The sequence below is a fragment of the Bradyrhizobium sp. I1.14.4 genome, assembly GCF_050435825.1.
Taxonomy (GTDB): Bacteria; Pseudomonadota; Alphaproteobacteria; order Rhizobiales; family Xanthobacteraceae; genus Bradyrhizobium.
The window spans coordinates 49,866-68,742 of the sequence record NZ_JBNDLA010000014.1 but is presented as its reverse complement, the minus strand read 5'-3'; the positions used below and the strand labels follow the sequence as shown (position 1 = coordinate 68,742).

The window sequence follows — 18,877 nt, the reverse complement described above, 5'->3', positions numbered from 1 at the left end:
TTGTCAGGCCAGCACCTCGTCAAACAAGCACCTCGTCAAACAGGCCTTGCATCGGCGCCCAGGAGCGGCGGTCGGCCCGTGCATCGTAGAGGGCTGACTTCATGATCGAGCCGTCGGCGGTCGGGTTGGCAAAACCATGCAGCGTGTTGCCGTAGCTGATCACCTGCCAGTCGGCAACCTTGGCGGCGCGCATCTCGTTCTCGAAGGCCGCAACCTGGTCGGGCGGCGCCAGCGGATCGTCGGCGCCGGTCAGCACAAGCACGCTCGCTTTCACCGCATTCGCCGCCGCCGGCTGCGCAGTCGAGAGCACGCCGTAAAAGCTGACGGCGGCCCTGAGATCGGCGCCGTCACGCGCGAGCTCGAGCGCGACGGTGCCGCCGAAGCAGAAGCCGATCGCGGCGCATCTGGTGGCATCGACCTCGGGCAGTACCGTGAGTGTCGCGAGCGCCGCGCGGGCCCGCGCGCGCAGTATAGCGGGGCTTGTGCGCAAGCCGCCGATCAGCGTCATCGCCTGCTGCAAATCGGCGGCCTGCCGCCGCTCGCCGAACATGTCGGCCGCGAGCGCGACGTAGCCATGCTCGGCACGCCCGCGCGCTGCTCGAACGCCACTCCGGACGCCCGATGCCAGACGATGGCACCCGGCACGACCGCTACCGCCTATCATCATCGCACCAACCGGCGTGATCGCGACTGGCAGGGCAGCTACAACCGGTATGACCCCGGCCCGTTCGGACCCGTCGACGCTGCGGCCGGTGTGGTCGGCGGCGCGGTCGGCACGGCGGCTGCGATCGCCACTGCCCCGTTTGGCGGTCCCGACTACACCCGCCGCCCAATCGGCGGCGAGGAATATGCGCGGCAGAACGGCTTCGTCTGCACCCCCGGCACCTGGTTCCGCGGCAGCGACGGCCGCCAGCACCCCTGCCAGTAGCTCAGGCGAAATGCTGACGGCGCAAAAGGCGGCTTTCGGGCCATCTTTCTGCTGCCAGGCCGATGCAGGCTGAGTGATCGATCCGGACAGTGCAAGTTCTGGCTCTCGCCCGCCAAGTCTGCTATGCGAGCGCGTAAATCATTCCCATTTCGCCGGCTTAGCTCAGCGGTAGAGCAGCAGTTTTGTAAACTGAAGGTCGGGGGTTCAATCCCCTCAGCCGGCACCAATTGGTTTGGATTTCAGCTTACCGAGATCGACCGTCGACCACGGCAGCCCCGCCAGCTCGCAGGCGAGTACGGCAACTCCGAGCATGGCGACGAAGCCTTTGTCGCCGCAGAACTGGCCGGACCGTGTTTCTTCGATGCCGACGCAGTCCGCTCCTGCAAATCCCTTGATGATCCCGTGTAGTCCGACCGTCCTGCCGCCAATGTTGCTTTCAAACCGAAATGCCTGGGCATCGCGTCCTCCATCCAGATCGACACGGCTTGCGCCGCGCGCTGTTCTTGGGCGCTAGCCGAGCACGTATTTGCGGCTCAATCAAAGAGCCTCTCTTGGCTTACCCACAACGTGTCTGCACGCAGCGCCGGGCAAATGATGTTCCGGACTGGCCCCGCGCTGCAGGACCGGTTCGGTGTCCGCCCGCTCCCTGGCAGAAATCGTGGGATCATTCCCGTAGGATCACCCATGCTTCGCCTTGTTTCTGTTCTTGCGGCCCGGAAAGGGGTATGCAGAATACGGGAGGGGACATAAGCCAATGACCTATTTGATCCTTGCCCGGGATGGCACCAGCCAAATCGTGCTGAAGCGCGACAGCGAAGACGCGGCCGAGAAGAAGGCGCGCGAGCTGAAGGAGATGGGCTGGTTCGAGGTCGAGGTCCGCGAGGACAAGGCCGGCGCAGTTCCCGATCGCTCACAGACCCTTCAGTGAACCTTTACCGGACGGCCCTTACACATGTGTGAGGAGCCACCATGTCCGACACGGCACATTACCGCTTCCAGTCCGATCAGGCGCGCAGGCTGGCCCGCCAGGTCACCGACGCCACGGTGCGCGAAAAGCTGCTCGAAATGGCCGAGGAGTATGGCCGCTACGCCGACCTGATCGAGGCGCGCAGCACTGAGCGAATGCCCGCCGAGGCCGCGGCCGCCCACTAGGCTCCCCCCCCCCCCTTAACATTTCGCCGCCGTGCCGGGGCCCGATCGCGGCCAGGAAGCTCGCGAGGGACACCCGCCTTGAACTGTCAGGTCCGCTCTTGACGCAGTGCCTTAAGCGCAGGCCAAATCGGCGCGAAAACGCCTGAGGATTTGTTCGGAACATTCTGCCGCCTCACGCGATTTTCCCCGCATGAGAGTACGCGAAGCCAACCGCAATTTACTGCTTCTGAGCAGCTTCACGCTGCTGTGCGTGGCCGCTGCCGGCGTCGTCGCCCTGCTCGATCCGGCGCCCGCGCCAGCCAACGCCGCGCCCCCGCCGGGCACGAATCACAGGTCGGACCTTGGTCAGACGCCGGTCCGGACCGTCGGTACCCCGTTCGTCCCGAACACCAATCCCCGCCAGCGCTGACCGTCCTCGCGCCCGGGGCGCGTCACAATTTTGTCACCGCGCCTGCAAAACAGGCGTCTTCGTCAACCATCATGATGACGAGTGCTTGATTCCGCGGGGTTGCTCTGCTGCAATCCGCGCGCTCAAGGTGCGCCATGAAGTGGATGAAGGAACGCGATCTCCTGATCGCGCAGACAATGGCTTTCGTACAGTCGGTGAAGGGCAAGCTGCCCGACGCCGAGTTGCCGAGGTCTGCCCAGCGGACGCCCGCATCACCTGCCGTTGAATCTGCACCTGCCCCGCCGCCTGCCATCCCGGCGGCCGTGACTGAGGCCAACGCCGCCTTGGAAATAAAGGCTGCCTTGGAGACAAGGGCTGCCTTTGAGATAATGGCTGCCTTGGAGATCACGCCTGCCGCCGAGACCCGAGTGGTCATGCCGCCCCCGCTTCCGGTGCCGACCGTCCTTGAGGGCCTGCCCCCCGCGCCCTTGCCTTTGACCGTAACGGTCGTCGAAGTCCCGCCGCCACCGGTCCAGCCGCCGCAATTTGCCAAGCTCGACATCAGCGGTGACTTCGGATCCGAGGTGCGGGAGCGGGTCGCGAATTTCCGCGCTCAGCAGCAGCGCTTCCTCAGGGAGCGCGAGGAATATTGCACCACGACCATGGCCAAGGTCCGCGCCGCAATCCGCGACAACAGCGAGCTGCCGCGTTCCGGCAAGTAACCGGCCCCCTTTATCTCCCGACCGTTTGCTGACCTTCAGCCGCGCGCGCCCGGTTTCACCGGCTCGCTCAGGAAGCGTCCGCGCGATCGCGCCGGCGTCGGCTCCTCCACCTCCACAGCGTCAACGGCGGGCTGCTTGCCTTCCACCATCGATCGGAGGCCGGCCACCGCCTGGGTCATCCGTTCGGCGAATTTGGCCGCGGCGCCATCGAGGAACGCCCTATCCTTCGGCTTCGGCTTGGCGATCCGTAGCTCGAAACGGGACGTTCCGTTTGCGCCGTCGAGAACGGCCCGGGTCATGATGATGCGCGGGGCTCCGGGCACCGGCAGCGTGATCCCGACCGTGAAGTAATCGACCGGACGCCAGTCGAGCGTCTCCTCGACGTTGGTATGGTTGCCGTGCGCGCAATGATTCTTGGTGCCGATACCGCGTCGCCCCTTGCCTGACTCCTCGACGATGTCGTCGGCGTCCCACCATTTCTGCCATTGCCCGGGCACGGTGATGAACTCCCACACCGTCTGCCGCGGCGCGGCGATGTCGAACTCCAGTATCGCGTAGGCGTCTTCGCGCGTCACCTCCAGCCGCGTTTGCGCGTCGTCCTGCTGCCACGCCGCCTCGAGATCGCGCACCCACAGCGTCACATCGCCGATGATGTCGATGGTTTCCTGATGCGGGATCAGACCTTGTGCCACCGGGTCGACGCCCATGGCACGGATCGCGGCGTCGCTGTAGAGCGCGTAGGCACGCCCGCCAACCTTCTCGCCAACCGTGTTCTTGAGCAGCCGGTGGACCAGAATGACGTCGCGCCCGGCGAGCTCTTCCCGGCCGCCCATCTTCTGCTTCACCATCTCGCCGTGATGGACGACGAATTTGAAATCGAGATCGCCCATCGCGACGCAGGCCTTGCACTCGCAGGTCGAGGCTTGGCGGACGTCGCGCAGGCGCCGGCGGAATTTGAAATAGGCGCCCTCGATCGCGTCCTGCAGCAGCGAGCCGTCGATTGTCCCGGTCGAGTAGACGAAGGCGGCGTCGCCCTCGAACTTGGCGAGGCGAAATGGCGGGCGCAGCCCTTTCACCACCACGTCCATGAAATCGGCGATGATATCCTGCGCGTGGTCGAGCTCGACCGCCGCGAGGAAGTTGGTATAGCCGGAAATATCGGCAATCGCGAAATATGCCGCTTCAGCCTTAGGAAGCATGGAGACCTCCCGCACAACCGGTCCACGCCAACCGCGTGGATGCGCAGTCTGTCATACCGCACCGTCCGCGGTCGAGGACCAAACCGCGGCTACGCTCGCGAGCACAAAAGCAGCTGCCTCTAGCGACCGCCGATCTTCTCCAGCACCGGCAACAGATGCTTCAAGAACTCGCCCGGGTTCTCGCTCATCGGGAAATGGCCGAGGCCTTTCATAATGGTGGCCTCGCTGCCGGCAACGCTGTTCGCGACCGCCAGCGTCTCCTCGGGTGTGCAGGAATAATCGTACTCGCCTGACAGCAGGAACAGCGGACAACGCTTGGTGTCGATCTCGGCGACGCGGGAGCGGATATCGCCGTCGATCTTGTAGAAATAGAGGTCGCCCTTGAACACGCCGGGCCCGCCCTGCATGTAGTGCCACAGTGTCTCCCACCTCTCCTTGTCGGGCGCGTCGGGCCCGACCAGGCCCGAGACGATGGCGGCGGCAACCTCGCCGCCATGCACATCCGGCCGGTGCAGGAAATTCAGGTCGTAATAGGGATCGACATGCGCGCCGGCCTGTAGGCCGATGATGGCGCGGAAGCGCTCGGGATGCTCGAGCGCGAGATGCAGCGCGATCCGGCCGCCGATCGAGCAGCCGATCACGATCGGCTGCTCGAGGCCGAGCGCGTCCATCACAGCCAGGATCGTCGCCGTGTATTGCGCCGAGGTGAGTTGATACTCCTCGTCGTGCCATCCCTGGGGCGGCGACGACTTGCCGTGCCAGGGCATGTCGAAGGCGATGACGCGGTGATTGTGCGTAACGCGGGGATCGTTCATCAGGCCGCGATATTGCCGCCCGTCGGCGCCCGCGGTGTGCAGGCAGAGCAGCGGCGTGCCCTCACCCGCCTCCTCGACATAGAGACGGTGCGCCCGACCGGACAGCTCGAGATGCATGTAACGGCCGATGATCGGTTCGAATTTTGCGCTCATGCGGCGGCTCCCTCGCGACGCAGCTTGCCGAGCGCCTCCTTGAAGTAACGCAGGTTCGCCATGAAGATTTGCAGCTCACCCTCGGCCTTCAGCACGCGGCGCTTGATCAGCGCCATCAGGTCGTTTGAGCCCGGCGGCGGCCGCCGCTCGCAGAACTTGTCCCACTCCTGCTCCGATGTGCGCAGCGCGAACGACGACGACGGCATCACGAACGGGCCCTTCGTCACCGCGACGATCCGGCCCTCATGGATCGCGATCAGCCAGTTGGTCTTTCCGATCTCGAGCAGGAAGGTCGTGGTGAGATAGCGGCCGCGCCGCACCAGGCCGGCGTCGCCGTTGACCCGTTCCTTCAGCGTTTCCATCATGTTCGCTCCCCCCTATAGCGACCCGTCCGCGCAGGCCGCAGCGGGCATTTGTCCTGCCGGCAATGATGGAAGGAATGGCTGGGCCGTCAATCGCTACAGGCGTCGCGCGGCCACGGCGTTTTCGCAGGCCGCTACATACGGATTTTGGCTGGAGCCAATGCCCCCAAGCCAAATTTCCCTATGAGCCAAATTTCCCTAAAGCCAAATTTTCCCTAAAGCCAGGACCAGACCAGCGCCACGTTCGCGGCGCAGGCTACGAGCAGCGCAACCGCAAGCGCGAGCTGCACGCGTTCGTAGGGGGGCTGGTGGATCGCTCTCATGCCTCGGAGCATCCGGCGATTCTATCCAACGAGTCCCGGGGATTCTTTTTTCCGGGGTTTACCGCCCATTAAGGACTCAGGCCCCTCCGGCGAAAGGTCCGAAATGACTCATGTTTTCAGATGCTTGCCCGGATCCCCGCTCACGGCTCCGTGATCCGGACGGCGATCTGCCCTGAAACCCGGGACAGGCCCTGGCGTTGTCGGTTGTTTGGGGAAACGACGAATGCCGTATGCGCTGTTCTATCAAGACGCCAAGCTCAGCAAGGCGTACCCGACCGAGGCTGACGTCTGGAAGCTCGCCAAGAAATCCGGCCTGGTGGTGGATGCCGTCTCTGACGCGGAAAAGTCTTCGCCCCGTCCGGTGCTGGATAATGAGTACGAGATCCGGCCGTGCCAGCCCGAGCCGAACGAGGATCCGGTCAAGAACAAAGCCGATGCCGACCGCGAAGCGCGTCTGGAGCCGCGATTGAACTAAAGACGGCAGGTCGGCCGGCGAGCGCAGGCGGGCCGGTTGCAGGTGCGGTCGTCCCACCCTACGGCGTCGCCGTCGCCAGCGAGGCCTGTTCGGCGGCGAGCGAGACGCAGATCTTCCGCCGATGCAGACCCCGGATCGCACCGGTCACCTTGAGCACCTTGCCGGCCGAGCAGGACGAGTCCTGCACGAACACGACCTCATAAGGCGCAAGGACCAAGGGTTCGGATTTGAGGATCGTCTGGGCAAGGCACGGCACGGAGACCGCAGAGAGAATCAGCCCTAACGCAAAGCTACGCATGTTCGTTTGTCCACCAGCCCGGCGATCGCATAATAACGCATCACGATGAAAGTTCCGTGCAACGCAGGAATTATTATTTGCATTGCACGATCAGGCGTGAATACCGGCTGAACAAGCAAACGTCGGGCCAACAAAAAAAGCCGACCCGAGGGCCGGCCTTTCGATCTCGATGAAACGAACGCGCGATCAGTAGCGGGAGCCGACCGGGCCGCCCCAACCGAAGCGGTAGTTGACCCCGAGTTTGACGGTATGCTCGTCGTTCCGGAAGCTCGCGCCGACAATGTCGGCCGGACCGCTGGTGACGTTGGTCTTGCCGAAATTGTAGTACTGGTATTCGGCCTTGGCCGACCAGTTCGGTGCGAACATGTATTCGAGGCCCGCACCGACCGTATAGCCGTCCTTGTGGTTGCTGTCGGTGGTGAACGCCGCCGGCACGCCGCCGACCGTTGCCGTGATGTTGTTGTTGTCGCGCCAGGCGTAACCGCCCTTGGCGTAGAGCAGCGCCGGACCCCAAGTGTAGCCGAGGCGGCCGGTCACCGAACCGAGCTGGTCGGTGTTGCCGGTCACCAGCGTTCCGCCGGGGAACAGCACGCCATTGTTCGAGGAACTGGGCAGCCAGGAGTATTGCGCCTCGACACCCATCACCCAGTTGGGGGCGAACTGATAGTCGAAGCCGCCCTGCACGCCGCCCATGAAGCGCGCATCGCTGCCCATCAAGTTGGTGCCGTCGGTGAACGCGCCGCCGACATGGCCGCCGATATAGAAACCGGTCCAGTTATAGACGACCGCGGGTGCGGTATAGGGCGGCGGTGCCTTGGTATAGGTGCGGGCCGGCATGTCAGCCGCGAACGCCGGGCCCGCAAAAGCAGCCAGCGCGACTGAGCCGAGCAAAAACTTCTTCATCTCTGATCCCCGTTACTAACGCTGCGCTGTTAAGCCAAACAACGTGACATCAATTAGGTTGCTTTGGGGCAATGCCCGACCTGTGATGTTTCCGAGCTGTGACAGGGTCGCAACAACGCCCGTTTGTTCCTTGGCACAGTAGGTTTTTTCACCGGTTAAACAGCCGCATTTCGGCTGTATGTAAGTCGCAAACGGCTAAGGTGAAGTTCAATGCTCCCCGAAAAGTGATCGGAGTTCGCTAAGGATTCGATCAGGTTGCGGCAAGCCGCCACGCGCTTCAGCGCGACATCTTTTCCAGATCCGGAAACGGCGCGTAGGACGCGCCGGCGCAGGGCTCGGCGGCGTTGTCGAGGACGCGGTCGAGCCGGCCGTCGACGAACAGGACACCGCGCTCCCGGGCCGGCCGGTAATTACCGTCTGTATCCTTCGCGCTGTAGCGCAGGCACACCACGTAGCGCAGCCGGCCGCCCACCGTGCGCTGCGCCGGCTCGGCGATCGCAGCCTCGCGGACCCCGACCGGGTTGTTCAGATAAGTCCGCATGAAGGCGAGGATCTGGTCTCGGTACCGGTCCGGAAACGGCTGGTTGGCGACGCCGCGATCATCCGTGAAGGTGGTCGGACCGCTGCTGTCATCGCTGGTGAGGCAGCCGGCGAGCGGAATCGAGAGCAGCAGGATCGCCGCCAGTTTCGCTGAAATCGCCAACCGTCGCTGTTCCATGAGTCCCCGGTCGCGTCTCATAGACCGCTCGGCGGGGAATTCGCAACTCGGTTATCCCAGCGAGGCCTGGGCGCCGGGGCGACCGGGTCCCAACTGAAGCCCGAACGCACTCCGGCCCGCCGCCATTGGGGAAGCAATGGACGGACGGGCCGGTTCTGCATCCCAAGGGCGCAGCGGGGCAATGTGGATCGAACTACGCCCCTCGGATCAGGTTCAGCCGCGCTTGGCCGGCGCGACGTGCTTGATCGCGACCTTCGCGTGGACGTGCTTGGTCGCATGCTTCGGCGCCTTCACCTTCAGCATGCCCATGTGCTTGTGGTGGCGGTGATGGCGATAGTGCTCTTGGTGACCCATCTTGGCATTGGCGTTGCGCGCCTTCGACGGCAGCTGCTCGCTCTTGATGACAGGCGCGGCCTTGCTGGCCGGGGCGGTCGTGGTCGCCGGCGCGGGCGTTGCGGCCTTGCCGGACTCAGTGGCGAGCGCGGGCGCCGCGATCACGGACACGGCGAGCAGCGCGGCGGAAATCGTCTTCAGCATGGTGGTCCTCCTCTGCGGGATCGAGAGGTCTCCGGCCGGATGGTCGGCCTCACCGATCAATGCACGTGACCTTAGGAGCCGCGCACTGAACCCGTTCTGAAGGACCCTGACGGAATTCATTCATGTGAATGACATCTTTGTCATGTTGCCCGCGCTGGCCGGCCGATTGCGGGGATCACGCAATCGTGGGATCGGCCGGGAATGTTCTACAGCCCTGGGTGTTCAAGTCAGCAGGCCTCGGTGTAGGATTGCCGAGCACGATCAGGAACGATCAGGAGCAACCAGGAATGAGCAAGACGCCGAAGTCTCTTTGGAAATTTTTGGGCCTCGCAGTGCTCTCGACGACGCTCGTCGCCGGGCCGGTCATCTCGGCCTACGCCGCAGGCAGCGACAATCCCTCGCCGCCGGCGTCCGACAGCGGCAGCAGCAAGGGCAAGAAGGCGAAGAAGGACAAGAGCTCCGCGATCGATGATCAGAAGTTCCTGGCCAGCTATCACGCCGCCTACGCCACGATCTACGACAAGCACGACTATACCGCCGCGATCGAGCAGCTGAAGGCGCTCGGTCAGGACGACCGCGCCGATGTCGCCAACCTGATCGGCTACTCCTATCGCAAGCTCGGCGACTACAAGGTCTCGCAGGTCTGGTACGAGCGCGCGCTCAAGGCCGACCCGGCCCATGTGCGCACCTGGCAGTATTACGGCCTCTGGCAGGTCGAACAGGGCAATCGCGATCAGGCGCAATACCATCTGAACCGCATCGCCCAGCTCGCCGGCACCAACAGCGACGAATACCGCTCGCTCGCCGCAGCGCTGGAAAAGCCCCCGGGCACCGGCCTCGTCTACTGAGTTAAGGCACGCGGCCTATCAAGCCGGCGCAGTCACGACGACTGCGCCGGCTTTTTGCTGCCGCAGGATGGGTGAGCCAACGGCTGCGAGCTACGGGTGTGACCGATCGGCCATTCTCGCAGCATATGCGTCGAGCACGTCGGCGGCGCTGTAGGTCTGGCGCGCCGCGAAATCATCGCGCAGGCCGAGCCGCGCCGATGTCCTGAGCCGCGCGGCGGTCGCTTCTGTCATGATGGGTTGCAGGCCGATCTCGCGCAGTCCTTCCGCAACGCCATCCATTTCGACCGCGCGGCGCTCGGCGTGCAGGACGTCGGTGCGCACGCACATGTCGACGAACGTGCTGTAGCGCGTCGCGTCCATCGGTTCGCAAATGCCGCGCAGCGCTTCGCTACGAACCCCCGCGAGCGAGGCGGCGGTCAGCGCCTCCACAATCAGCGCCTCCATGCCCTTCGTCACCACGCTGCGCAGCATCTTCACCGCGGCCGCCGTGCCCGCCTCGGGACCGGCATGCTCGATCGTGAAGCCCAAGGGCGCGAACAATGCGGCGAAGCGCTCAGCGCCATCGCCCGAGCAGTACAGCGGCACCGCCGCGCCGTAGATGCTGACTGCGCCCATCAGATTGGCATCGACGAAACTGCCACCGTTCGCCGAGACGGCATTGCCGACCAGGCGCTTGGCCCTCGGCGTGGAGGCGTTGACGTCGACCACCAGCATCCCCGGCCGGACCAGAGCGGCAATCGATTGACCGACCGATACCGCGGTTGCGACCACGACCGCCGAAAACACGACGTCGGCACGCGCCATAAGCTCCTGCAGGCTATCCGCCAGCTCGACGCCGTGCGTGGCGGCGAGACCCCGGAAAGCTTCCGAATAGGGTGGACGGTTGGTCTTTCCCTCGCAAAACACCAGCGGCGCCGGAACACCCTTGCCCGTCAGATGTGCAGCGAAGCACCGGGCCGCTTCTCCGAAGCCGACAAAGCCGATTGTCTGTTGGGTCATGGCAATCCCATGCGTCATGCGACTGCGCAGCTCGTGCGAAGCAAGATGCATGCCTGACATCGCTGCATGCAAGAAGGTCCAGGATGGGTGGAGCACACGGTCGACCCATCCTAGGTCCCGCGGTGATCGCGACCTCGCGCCGCGCCGCGACCACTAGAAGGAACGTCCCCCTGCCCGCCCGCGGCGGCGCGGCCGCGCCGGCCGACGAGGATGTTGCTTCGGCTTTGCCGGTTGCCCGGCGCGGCAGCCCGAACGTGTAGAGCGGCAGGCAGACGAGGATCATCGCCACGGCATAGACCAGACAGGTACCGCGCCAGCCCACGGCCTCGGCGAGGAATGCCGTCGTCGGCCAGAAGATGCTGCTGGAAAGTCCGGTGACCAGCATAAGCGCGCCGATCGCGCCCTTCGCGTTCCGCCCGGCCACCTCGTTCAGCATAATGTAGGCGGCCGTGCTCAGCGCGGCGCTTCCGGCGGCACCGAGGACCATCCAGGCGATGAAGTACAGCACTGCCTCAGGGGCGCAGGCCAGCATGACGAAGCCGAGCGCGGCGATCACGGTGCCAATCATCATGACGTGCCGGGCGCCGACGCGGCGGAACGGCCCCGCCAGCAGCGGCCCGCATAGGCCCATCGTCACATAGAGGATCGAGCTGCCCGCAAAGACGGTCGGAGGGGCGATCTGGAGGTCGGCTGCGATCCGGTTGCCGACGATCGCCGGCAGGCCGAGGCCCCCCACCCGAACAACTGCGCAATCGCAAGCACGAGCAGGACTCCGGCGATCTGCCTGTCCATTCCCAGGAACCGTGCCCGGTCCGCCACCGCCGTTGCCGCCCACCGCGTTTCAACCAAACGCTTTGGCTAACCGACGTGGCATGACGATATCATGACCGGCGCCGCCCGATCCGGGTTCGGGCGCGGCGAGATCCCCAGGAGGTCTCCAAGAGATCCCAGAGATAACCGATAGTTACGGATGGCGATTACGGGTAATGCTCGAGGCGCCGGTCGGGCTTTTGCGGACGGCTGGCGCCGACCGTGCTGCCCGGAGTGCCGGCATCCGGCTTCGCCGGGCGCGCAGCCTTCTCGATCGGCGGGCCGCTGTCTCCGGTCTTCTTGTTGTTGTTCAGCGACTGACCGGTAGTGGTCACGTTGGCGGCCTGCCCGGCCCCCGCTGAACCGGCCGAAGGACCGGAGCTCTGCGCCAACACGGTTCCAGACAGCACCAATGCCGCCATCAGTATTGCCGCGTTGACTGTCATGGAGGGCCCTTCTGCGCACGAATTATGCACAGCAACGCGCCGCTGCCACGGACGTTCCCCCGGGGCTATCTTTTAAGGTAAATGCAAGGCGAATTCTTGTGCCCTGCCCCGCCTCTGGCAGCTCAATCAGCCAGGCGCTGCCGTCGGACTGCGCAGCGCCGCCTCGCGATACTCGGTCCATGCCTGCCGCAGGATTTGCACCGACGAGGTGAGGAATATCACTGCCATCACGGCAGCGACCGCAAGATCGGGCCAGGCGGTGGCCGTTCCCCACACGCCGAGAGCGGCCATCATCACGATGAGATTTCCGATCGCATCGTTGCGCGAGCAGAGCCAGACCGAGCGGACATTGGCGTCGCCGTTCTTGTAAGGCAGCAGGAGCAGAACGGACGACAGATTCGCCGCGAGCGCCAAGGTGCCGATTGCGCCCATCACTTCGGCCTTTGGAACACCCAGCACCAAGGCCTGGTAGACGGTCGAGCCGAGTACCCACAGCGCCATCAGGCTTAGCGAAGTGCCCTTCAATAGCGCCGCGGCGGCGCGCGTGCGCAGGCCGGCGCCGATCACGGCAAGGCTCAATCCATAGGTGACCGTATCGGCAAGGAAGTCGAGCGCATCGGCCTTGAGCGCCTGCGATCCGGCAAGCTGACCCGCGATCATCTCGGTCAGGAACATCGCACCATTGATGCCGATGACTGTCCAGAGCACGCGTTTGTATCTGGGATCGAGACCGTCAAAGACCGGAACGCCACCCGAGCAGCATGCGTCAGCCGCGCGATTGCGGTCCATTGCCCGCATCCCAGCTTTCATTGGCAGGGTCAGCGGCGGCGGCCCGCAGCAATCGGGCGTCTTCTGCTCGCAGCAAGCGTTCATTGGTCGTCCTTCCAGACAACAGGATAAAGCCGCCCGCATAGCGCATTCAAGCCGATCCGTCTGGAACAGCTCTGTTCTGGCGATTATGCCGTGCGGTCCGAGGGGCTGCCAGCCGCGTGTCAGCCGGCAGCCCAACCAGGTCACGCGGGCCGGCGCCTCACTTCGCCTTCTGGATCGTGGTAACGGTGTAGCCGCCGTCGCCCTCCTGGGCTTCGAACTTGACCTTGTCGCCGACCTTGACCTGCTTGAGCAGCGCGGGATCCTTGACCCGGTAGACCATCGTCATCGGCTCATCCATGCCAAGGCTCTTGGCCGGGCCGTGCTTGAGCGTGATCTTGCCCGCGCCCTCGTCGATCTTCTTGACCTCGCCATTGATCGCCGCGCCCTGTGCAAACGCCGCTCCCAGGGTCATCGCCAGCATCGTGGCACCTGCAATCCGGATAATCCTGTTCATCATTGTTGTCCTTTCTCTCGTTGCGGTTTCATTTCACGATGACGCGGCCGGTCATCCCGTAGTCGCGGTGATCGGGGATCAGGCACGAATATTCGAACGTTCCGGCCTTGGTGAACTTCCAAACGATCTCCGCGCTCTTCTTGGGCGCGAGGCGGACGCCGTTCGGATCGGCATGCTCCATGTGCGGATGCTTCTTCATCACGTCGGCATGCTTCAAATTCTCTTCGGTGGTCGCGAGCAGGAATTCGTGATCCTCGGTGCCGGCGTTATGGATCACGAAGCGGATCTGTTCGCCGCGCTTGACCTCGATGCGGAACGGCGTGAACTCCATCTCCTTCATCTCGACCTCGACCGTGCGCGACGGCTTGCTGGGCTCGCCGGGCTCGCCGGCCGAATAGGATTCGTGACCGTGTTTTTCGTGACCACGCGACGGCGCCGCGGTGACCGACAGCGCAACGAGCGCGATGACGGCCTTTGTAAGGTGACTCATTGGATTCTCCATTCCGTATTTGATGCGCACTCTTCGTGGGATGACGCGTTGATCCGCTACATCTTCATTCCCTTCATCGATGGCTTGGCCTTTCGCTCGGGAGCGGCCGGCGGCGGACGCGCGGGCTCGGCGGCTGGCGCGTCGACCTCATAGGCAACGGAGCCCGGCGGATATTTGTAGGGACCGGGGTCGGCGTAATCGTCACGACCGAGCCCCTCGCGAATCCTCATCACCGTGAACATGCCGCCCATCTCGATCGGCCCGAATTGTCCGCTTCCGGTCATCATCGGCAGCGTGTTGTCGGGCGCGGGCATCTCCATGTTGCCCATTGCCATCCCGGTCGATCCCATCACCATGGCATCGGGCGCGAGCTTGCCGACCGCCTTCGCCAGATCGTTGCGCGACACGCCGATGAAATTGCGCATGTCGTGGCCCATCGCGTTCATGGTGTGGTGCGACTTGTGGCAGTGGAACGCCCAGTCGCCGGGATTGTCGGCGAGCATGTCGAACGCTCGGACGGCACCGACCGGCACGTCGGTGGTCGTCTCCGGATATTGCGCGCGCTCCGGCACCCAGCCGCCGTCGGTGCAGGTCACCGCGAAATTGTGCCCGTGCACATGGATCGGATGATTGGTCATCGTCAGATTGCCGATGCGCACGCGGATCCTGTCGCCGAGCCGGATCGCCATCGGATCGATGCCGGGATAGACGCGGCTGTTCCAGGTCCACATGTTGAAGTCGGTCATCTCGTTGACCTTCGGCAGATAGGTGCCGGGATCGATGAGATAGCTGCTCATGATGAAGACGAAGTCGCGATCGACCGGGCGGAACGCCGGATCGCGCGGGTGCACGATGAACATGCCCATCATGCCCATCGCCATCTGCACCATCTCGTCGGAATGCGGGTGGTACATGAAGGTTCCGCTGTTCTTCATCTCGAACTCGTAGACGAAGGTCTTGCCCGGCTTGATGTGCGGCTGGCTGAGGCCGCCGACGCCATCCATGCCGCTGGGCACGATCATGCCGTGCCAGTGCACCGTGGTGTGCTCCGGCAACTTGTTGGTGACGAAGATGCGGACCTTGTCGCCCTCGACCGCCTCGATGGTCGGCCCCGGCGCCTGGCCGTTGTAGCCCCAGAGATTGGCCTTCATGCCGTCAGCAAACTCGCGCAGCACCGGCTCTGCGACGAGATGGAATTCCTTCCAGTCGCCGTTCATCCGCCACGGCAGCGACCAGCCGTTGAGCGTGACGACGGGCCGGTAGTCGGGCCCGCTCGCCGGATGCAGCGGCGGCTGCATCACGGCCTTGTCCATGGTCGGCGCCTCAGGAATGCTGGCCGCCTGGACGCGGCCGCTGACCGCACTTGCCGTGACCAGCGCGGCGGTGCCTAGAAATCCACGTCGTGAGAACATTCGTTGTCTCCGTTCAATGATCGCCAGCCGCGGGCTGTGCGGTCGAGGCGATGGCGGATGGTGTCGATGGCGCACCCGCAGCGCCGCCGCCGTTGATCGCGGTCTGCAGATTGGATTGCGCCAGCCAGAAGTCGCGTTTGGCGTCGATCGCCGCGCGCAGCGAGGCGACGCGCTGCCGCGCTTCGGTGAGAAGCGCGAACACATCGACCTGCATGCTGGAGAAGCGCAGGCGCATCTCCTCGGTGATGATCTGCCGCAGCGGCAGTACCTCGCGCTGGTAGTGGCTCGCGATGTCGAAGCTGGAGCGGTAGACGCGGTAGGCATCGCGCGCCTCGGAGCGGACGTTGATGGCTTTCTCGGTCAGGCGGTTCATCGCCTGCCGGTAGGTCTCGGCCGCCTGTCGTACGCGCACCTCACCGCCGTCGAAGATCGGAATCTGGAACTGAACGTCGAAGCCGCGCTCCTTGAACGGCGGAGCTTCGGGGTCGTGGGTGCGCTTGTCGATGCCGGCAACGTCGAGCAGGGTGACGAAGCGCGTCGCCTCGGTGAGATCGAGCGCCCTGGCGAGCGTGACGATCTCCATCCGCGCAATCTGCAGATCGACGCGATGACCGACCGCGGCGGCCTCGATTGCTGGCTGCTCCAGCGGCCGCTTCGGCAGTGGCGGCAGCCCGCTCGGAATCCGGAAGCCGAGATCGCCGTCCCACACTCCCAGGAGGCGCGCCAGCCGCTCACGCGAGCTCGCCGCATTCTGTCGCGCGCCGGCGAGGTCGGCCGTGATCTCGGCGTAGAACACTTGCTCACGCGCCTGGTCGAGCTTGTTCATCGCGCCGGTCTCGCCGAGCTTTTTGGCGAGTTGCGCGGTCGACTCGGCGGTCGCCTTCGCGTCCGTCAGCAGCGCGACCGTCTCGTTCGCGGCGACCGCCCCGACATAGGCGCGCCGAACCTCGGCAGCGAGCCGCAAGGTGGCGAGCGCGACCTTCAGCTGCGCCTGCCGAAAACGCTCGCGCGCGATTTCGGAGCGGGCCGGAAGCGTTGCCAACGCTAGGATGTCGCCGACGACCTGCCGCTCGACCTCGCTGGCGCCGTTTCCTGCAATGTGAGAGGCTGAGAAGGTCGGGTTCGGCGGCAGGCTGTCGGCGACGAGGTCCGTCTCCGCCAGCGCCAGCTCGTTATAGGCGGCCTGCAGGCCCTTGTTGTTCAATAGTGCGAGCTGGACGGCGGCATCCGCCGTCAGGTTGCGCGCGAGCAGCCGCCTCACCGCGGCGTCCACGGTGGTGGCCTGGTCCGCGGAACGAACGAAGGCGACGTCCTTGCCGATCGCCTGCGCGGTCACCTCGGAGACGACGCCCATGCCGCTGTCCGGCGAGAACGACGCGCATCCAGCAAGAGCGGACGTCAGCAGCAGGATCGGCGCGATGGCCTGATGTCGCATGGCGCGCTCCTACCGATGCGACTTCGAGTTGGCCGGCGGCGTCACACCGTCGTTGCGCTCACGCCAGGGCAGCGGCGTCGACGGACGCATGCTGCTGTAGGGCGCGATCGTCGAGCGATAGCCGACGCTGGCCCTGCCCGCCGCCGGATTTGCAGGATCGCCTGCGACGGCGACCGGGCGGCCATCGGCCATGCAGCCGGCGAGCGACGCAGACGCGACCATGGCGGCGGCCATCCGCGGCAACAATATGGGTAGCGCGCGCCGGCCACACCTGGTGGCCACGGCGGCGAGCCTCGCCCCGAGATGCGAAAACATGGATCTGTCCCGATCATCAGATGAGTAACAGGCATGCGCACGCGAGCGCGCTGCGCAGCCACGATGTCAGCGATGATCAGGCGATGGGGGGACGATAGAGCCGCGCAGGCGCCTCGCTCCGCAGGCTCTGATAGGCCTCGGCGAGACGGGTCGCGATCAGATGCAGGGGACCGGCGACGAATGGAACATCGGCCGGAAGCGCCGACACGCACATCATCGCGCAGCAAGGCCCCGACGAATTCTTGCCGTCGTGGCTGTGCTTCGCAGGCGGTTCAGCGGCATCGGCCGCCTGATGCGTGTGCATGCCGTCGTGATCGCGGGCGGCATGATCGTGCGAGACACCTTCGGTATGCGCCATTGACATTGACACGGGCATCGACGCCTCGTGCACATCCGCCGCGGCGACCGGCTGGACCTCGTCGGTCAGGCACGGAAACGGTGCCCCGAACGCGAGCGCAAAGGACGGCGCGAGGACACAAAACAGATAGGCCAGGATGATGAAACATCCCGCCCGCACCCGTCCCGATCTCGTCAATCGCACCAACACCCGCCTGACCGCTCCGAACTCGCCTGGCCGCAACCTAACCGCAAATCAGCCCACCGCAAACCGCTACCGTATATACCCCCTCAGGGTATCATTCAATCCAGTTTGACGCTGCAAACACGCGCCTGTCCCGATCACGATTGCGCCTCCTTGCGCACCGCGACCTCCCATTCCGACACCCTCGCCCGAAGCTCGATGCCGTTCACGACGGCGAGGATCGCGGGAATCACGATCAGCGTCAGCAACGTCGACGAGATCATGCCGATCATCGGCACCGCGATGCGCCGCATGATCTCCGAGCCGGTGCCGGTGTAGCGGCGGTGGCGCGCAGCATTAGGGCGTCTTCTGCTCGCAGCAATCGTTCATTGGTCGTCCTTCCAGAAACAGGATACGGCGGCCGATGCAGCTGCTTCAAGCCCGTCCACGCGGAACTGCGCCAATCCGGGCCTTGCGCTCCGCGCCCACTGCAACGGTTCGAAAATCAGCACCGTCCTTCGATAGTCCTGTTGATCTCCTCGGGAGCCGCGAAGATCACGTTCGCACGGTCGCCCAACATTCCTGCGGGGACAATTGCTGGCGCTCCGCTCTGTGGGCCCTCCTGGCTGGAATCCGTCATCAGACGCAGATTGCGTTCCCAGAAATGGCGCGTCTTACCGTCGGCAGTGATCACGACATAGGTATCTCGGCAGTGCGTGATACCCGTCACGCGCTGTCCGGGCTCCAGGGTCTTCAGATTGCGAGCACGATTGCCGCCCATCATACCTCCCATCATGCCGCCCATCCCCTTCATGCGATTTTCGGCAGCTCGCTCCGGCGCGGCCCCCGGCTTGGTAGCCTTATCGAGGAACGCCAACAGATCCGAGCGAACGCGTGAATCCTTGATCCCTTCGAACGGCATCTCATTGTCCGGCACCATGCGTTGCGAATCGGTCAACCAGGCATCCAGCGAGCGGTTGTCCCAAATGATCCCCGAAGCTTTTAGCGCGTCGGAGTAGCGGTCGAAACTCGGCAGGCTTCCGGCCTTGCGCCCCCAGAGACTTGCAAGGCTCGGCCCGGTCATGTTGCGGTCGGGTTCAAGCGAATGACACGGCACGCAAGCCTGAAAATCCTGTTGCCCACGTGACGGATCGCCGCTCTGAGCCAACACCGGCGATACAAGAGCAAGAGTCGCGAGTACCGCAATTCGACAGGGCTTCATTATGGCCTCCTGGTCTTCAGGAACGGAGATATTTGACCAAAGCCGCGGCCGCCAGAATCAGGACCACGACAATGAGTACA

At 64.6% G+C, this 18,877-nt stretch carries 28 protein-coding genes and 1 tRNA gene; 8 read left to right on the top strand and 21 right to left on the bottom strand.

Features of this window, described 5'->3' with window-relative positions:
- Window positions 1-19: 19 nt before the first annotated feature.
- Window positions 20-664 (bottom strand): dienelactone hydrolase family protein, encoded by a 645-nt coding sequence (locus ABIB78_RS25270; RefSeq protein ID WP_429029391.1) that lies wholly within the window; start codon window positions 662-664, stop codon window positions 20-22.
- Here ABIB78_RS25270 and ABIB78_RS25265 point away from each other — a divergent pair.
- From ABIB78_RS25265 to ABIB78_RS25240, 6 genes are all read left to right on the top strand, one after another.
- On the top strand, window positions 632-928 hold the full coding sequence (locus ABIB78_RS25265; protein ID WP_429029299.1) for a hypothetical protein: 297 nt from the start codon (window positions 632-634) through the stop codon (window positions 926-928). The two genes, ABIB78_RS25270 and ABIB78_RS25265, sit on opposite strands and share 33 nt — an antisense overlap.
- 151 nt (window positions 929-1,079) lie before the next feature.
- Window positions 1,080-1,154: transfer RNA gene (locus tag ABIB78_RS25260), tRNA-Thr, on the top strand.
- 528 nt (window positions 1,155-1,682) lie between these two features.
- Window positions 1,683-1,856: a hypothetical protein gene (locus ABIB78_RS25255; protein ID WP_429029298.1), complete on the top strand. Its 174-nt coding sequence runs from the start codon at window positions 1,683-1,685 to the stop codon at window positions 1,854-1,856.
- 41 nt (window positions 1,857-1,897) lie between these two features.
- Window positions 1,898-2,080: a hypothetical protein gene (locus ABIB78_RS25250; protein WP_429029297.1), complete on the top strand. Its 183-nt coding sequence runs from the start codon at window positions 1,898-1,900 to the stop codon at window positions 2,078-2,080.
- A 190-nt stretch (window positions 2,081-2,270) separates the two neighbouring features.
- Complete coding sequence (locus ABIB78_RS25245) at window positions 2,271-2,489, top strand: hypothetical protein (protein ID WP_429029296.1); 219 nt, start codon at window positions 2,271-2,273, stop codon at window positions 2,487-2,489.
- Window positions 2,490-2,623: 134 nt separating this feature from the next.
- Window positions 2,624-3,190, top strand: coding sequence for a hypothetical protein (locus ABIB78_RS25240; RefSeq protein ID WP_429029295.1), 567 nt, complete (start codon window positions 2,624-2,626; stop codon window positions 3,188-3,190).
- A 35-nt stretch (window positions 3,191-3,225) separates the two neighbouring features.
- On the opposite strand, the gene ABIB78_RS25235 is transcribed toward ABIB78_RS25240, so the two are convergent.
- From ABIB78_RS25235 to ABIB78_RS25225, 3 genes are all read right to left on the bottom strand, one after another.
- Window positions 3,226-4,389: a DUF2652 domain-containing protein gene (locus ABIB78_RS25235; protein ID WP_429029294.1), complete on the bottom strand. Its 1,164-nt coding sequence runs from the start codon at window positions 4,387-4,389 to the stop codon at window positions 3,226-3,228.
- A gap of 119 nt (window positions 4,390-4,508) precedes the next feature.
- Complete coding sequence (locus tag ABIB78_RS25230; RefSeq protein WP_429029293.1) at window positions 4,509-5,357, bottom strand: alpha/beta fold hydrolase; 849 nt, start codon at window positions 5,355-5,357, stop codon at window positions 4,509-4,511.
- Entirely contained in the window at window positions 5,354-5,722 is a 369-nt protein-coding gene (locus ABIB78_RS25225) for a hypothetical protein (RefSeq protein WP_429029292.1), read from the bottom strand. The genes ABIB78_RS25230 and ABIB78_RS25225 overlap by 4 nt, the downstream gene beginning before the upstream one ends.
- Window positions 5,723-6,265: 543 nt before the next feature.
- Between ABIB78_RS25225 and ABIB78_RS25220 the strand changes: the two genes are divergently transcribed.
- The gene (locus ABIB78_RS25220) at window positions 6,266-6,517 is read left to right on the top strand and encodes a hypothetical protein (RefSeq protein ID WP_429029291.1); all 252 of its coding nucleotides are present in this window, start codon (window positions 6,266-6,268) and stop codon (window positions 6,515-6,517) included.
- Window positions 6,518-6,575: 58 nt separating this feature from the next.
- On the opposite strand, the gene ABIB78_RS25215 is transcribed toward ABIB78_RS25220, so the two are convergent.
- The 4 genes from ABIB78_RS25215 to ABIB78_RS25200 form a co-directional block, all read right to left on the bottom strand.
- Window positions 6,576-6,815 (bottom strand): hypothetical protein, encoded by a 240-nt coding sequence (locus tag ABIB78_RS25215; RefSeq protein ID WP_429029290.1) that lies wholly within the window; start codon window positions 6,813-6,815, stop codon window positions 6,576-6,578.
- Between the two features lie 186 nt (window positions 6,816-7,001).
- A complete protein-coding gene (locus ABIB78_RS25210; RefSeq protein WP_429029289.1) occupies window positions 7,002-7,718 on the bottom strand; it encodes an outer membrane protein in 717 nt (238 codons plus the stop codon).
- A 277-nt stretch (window positions 7,719-7,995) separates the two neighbouring features.
- Window positions 7,996-8,421, bottom strand: a complete 426-nt coding sequence (locus ABIB78_RS25205; protein ID WP_429029288.1) for a hypothetical protein — start codon at window positions 8,419-8,421, stop codon at window positions 7,996-7,998.
- A 228-nt stretch (window positions 8,422-8,649) separates the two neighbouring features.
- On the bottom strand, window positions 8,650-8,973 hold the full coding sequence (locus ABIB78_RS25200; protein WP_429029287.1) for a His-rich protein BRANT: 324 nt from the start codon (window positions 8,971-8,973) through the stop codon (window positions 8,650-8,652).
- 287 nt (window positions 8,974-9,260) lie between these two features.
- On the opposite strand from ABIB78_RS25200, the gene ABIB78_RS25195 reads away from it, so the two are divergent.
- Window positions 9,261-9,821 carry a tetratricopeptide repeat protein gene (locus ABIB78_RS25195; protein ID WP_429029286.1) on the top strand — a complete coding sequence of 187 codons (561 nt, stop codon included), beginning with the start codon at window positions 9,261-9,263 and terminating at the stop codon, window positions 9,819-9,821.
- A gap of 90 nt (window positions 9,822-9,911) precedes the next feature.
- Here the strand turns inward: ABIB78_RS25195 and ABIB78_RS25190 are convergent, their stop codons facing one another.
- The 13 genes from ABIB78_RS25190 to ABIB78_RS25130 all read right to left on the bottom strand — a co-directional run bounded on the left by ABIB78_RS25190 (window position 9,912) and on the right by ABIB78_RS25130 (window position 18,797).
- Window positions 9,912-10,757 (bottom strand): DUF1932 domain-containing protein, encoded by an 846-nt coding sequence (locus ABIB78_RS25190; RefSeq protein WP_429029390.1) that lies wholly within the window; start codon window positions 10,755-10,757, stop codon window positions 9,912-9,914.
- Window positions 10,639-11,556, bottom strand: a complete 918-nt coding sequence (locus ABIB78_RS25185) for an MFS transporter (protein ID WP_429029285.1) — start codon at window positions 11,554-11,556, stop codon at window positions 10,639-10,641. The genes ABIB78_RS25190 and ABIB78_RS25185 overlap by 119 nt, the downstream gene beginning before the upstream one ends.
- A 241-nt stretch (window positions 11,557-11,797) precedes the next feature.
- Entirely contained in the window at window positions 11,798-12,076 is a 279-nt protein-coding gene (locus tag ABIB78_RS25180; protein ID WP_429029284.1) for a hypothetical protein, read from the bottom strand.
- Between the two features lie 126 nt (window positions 12,077-12,202).
- The gene (locus tag ABIB78_RS25175; protein ID WP_429029389.1) at window positions 12,203-12,886 is read right to left on the bottom strand and encodes a cation transporter; all 684 of its coding nucleotides are present in this window, start codon (window positions 12,884-12,886) and stop codon (window positions 12,203-12,205) included.
- Window positions 12,843-12,995: a hypothetical protein gene (locus tag ABIB78_RS25170; RefSeq protein ID WP_429029399.1), complete on the bottom strand. Its 153-nt coding sequence runs from the start codon at window positions 12,993-12,995 to the stop codon at window positions 12,843-12,845. Before ABIB78_RS25170 ends, ABIB78_RS25175 begins: the two co-directional genes overlap by 44 nt.
- Before the next feature lie 111 nt (window positions 12,996-13,106).
- Entirely contained in the window at window positions 13,107-13,403 is a 297-nt protein-coding gene (locus ABIB78_RS25165) for a copper-binding protein (protein ID WP_429029283.1), read from the bottom strand.
- A gap of 28 nt (window positions 13,404-13,431) precedes the next feature.
- Window positions 13,432-13,893, bottom strand: a complete 462-nt coding sequence (locus ABIB78_RS25160) for a cupredoxin domain-containing protein (RefSeq protein WP_429029282.1) — start codon at window positions 13,891-13,893, stop codon at window positions 13,432-13,434.
- A gap of 56 nt (window positions 13,894-13,949) precedes the next feature.
- Window positions 13,950-15,305, bottom strand: a complete 1,356-nt coding sequence (locus tag ABIB78_RS25155; protein ID WP_429029281.1) for a multicopper oxidase family protein — start codon at window positions 15,303-15,305, stop codon at window positions 13,950-13,952.
- Between the two features lie 13 nt (window positions 15,306-15,318).
- Entirely contained in the window at window positions 15,319-16,740 is a 1,422-nt protein-coding gene (locus tag ABIB78_RS25150) for a TolC family protein (RefSeq protein ID WP_429029280.1), read from the bottom strand.
- Between the two features lie 9 nt (window positions 16,741-16,749).
- Complete coding sequence (locus ABIB78_RS25145) at window positions 16,750-16,962, bottom strand: hypothetical protein (RefSeq protein ID WP_429029279.1); 213 nt, start codon at window positions 16,960-16,962, stop codon at window positions 16,750-16,752.
- Between the two features lie 169 nt (window positions 16,963-17,131).
- The gene (locus tag ABIB78_RS25140; RefSeq protein WP_429029278.1) at window positions 17,132-17,596 is read right to left on the bottom strand and encodes a hypothetical protein; all 465 of its coding nucleotides are present in this window, start codon (window positions 17,594-17,596) and stop codon (window positions 17,132-17,134) included.
- 137 nt (window positions 17,597-17,733) lie between these two features.
- Window positions 17,734-17,889: a hypothetical protein gene (locus ABIB78_RS25135; RefSeq protein WP_429029277.1), complete on the bottom strand. Its 156-nt coding sequence runs from the start codon at window positions 17,887-17,889 to the stop codon at window positions 17,734-17,736.
- 191 nt (window positions 17,890-18,080) lie between these two features.
- The gene (locus ABIB78_RS25130; protein WP_429029276.1) at window positions 18,081-18,797 is read right to left on the bottom strand and encodes a c-type cytochrome; all 717 of its coding nucleotides are present in this window, start codon (window positions 18,795-18,797) and stop codon (window positions 18,081-18,083) included.
- Between the last annotated feature and the right edge of the window lie 80 nt (window positions 18,798-18,877).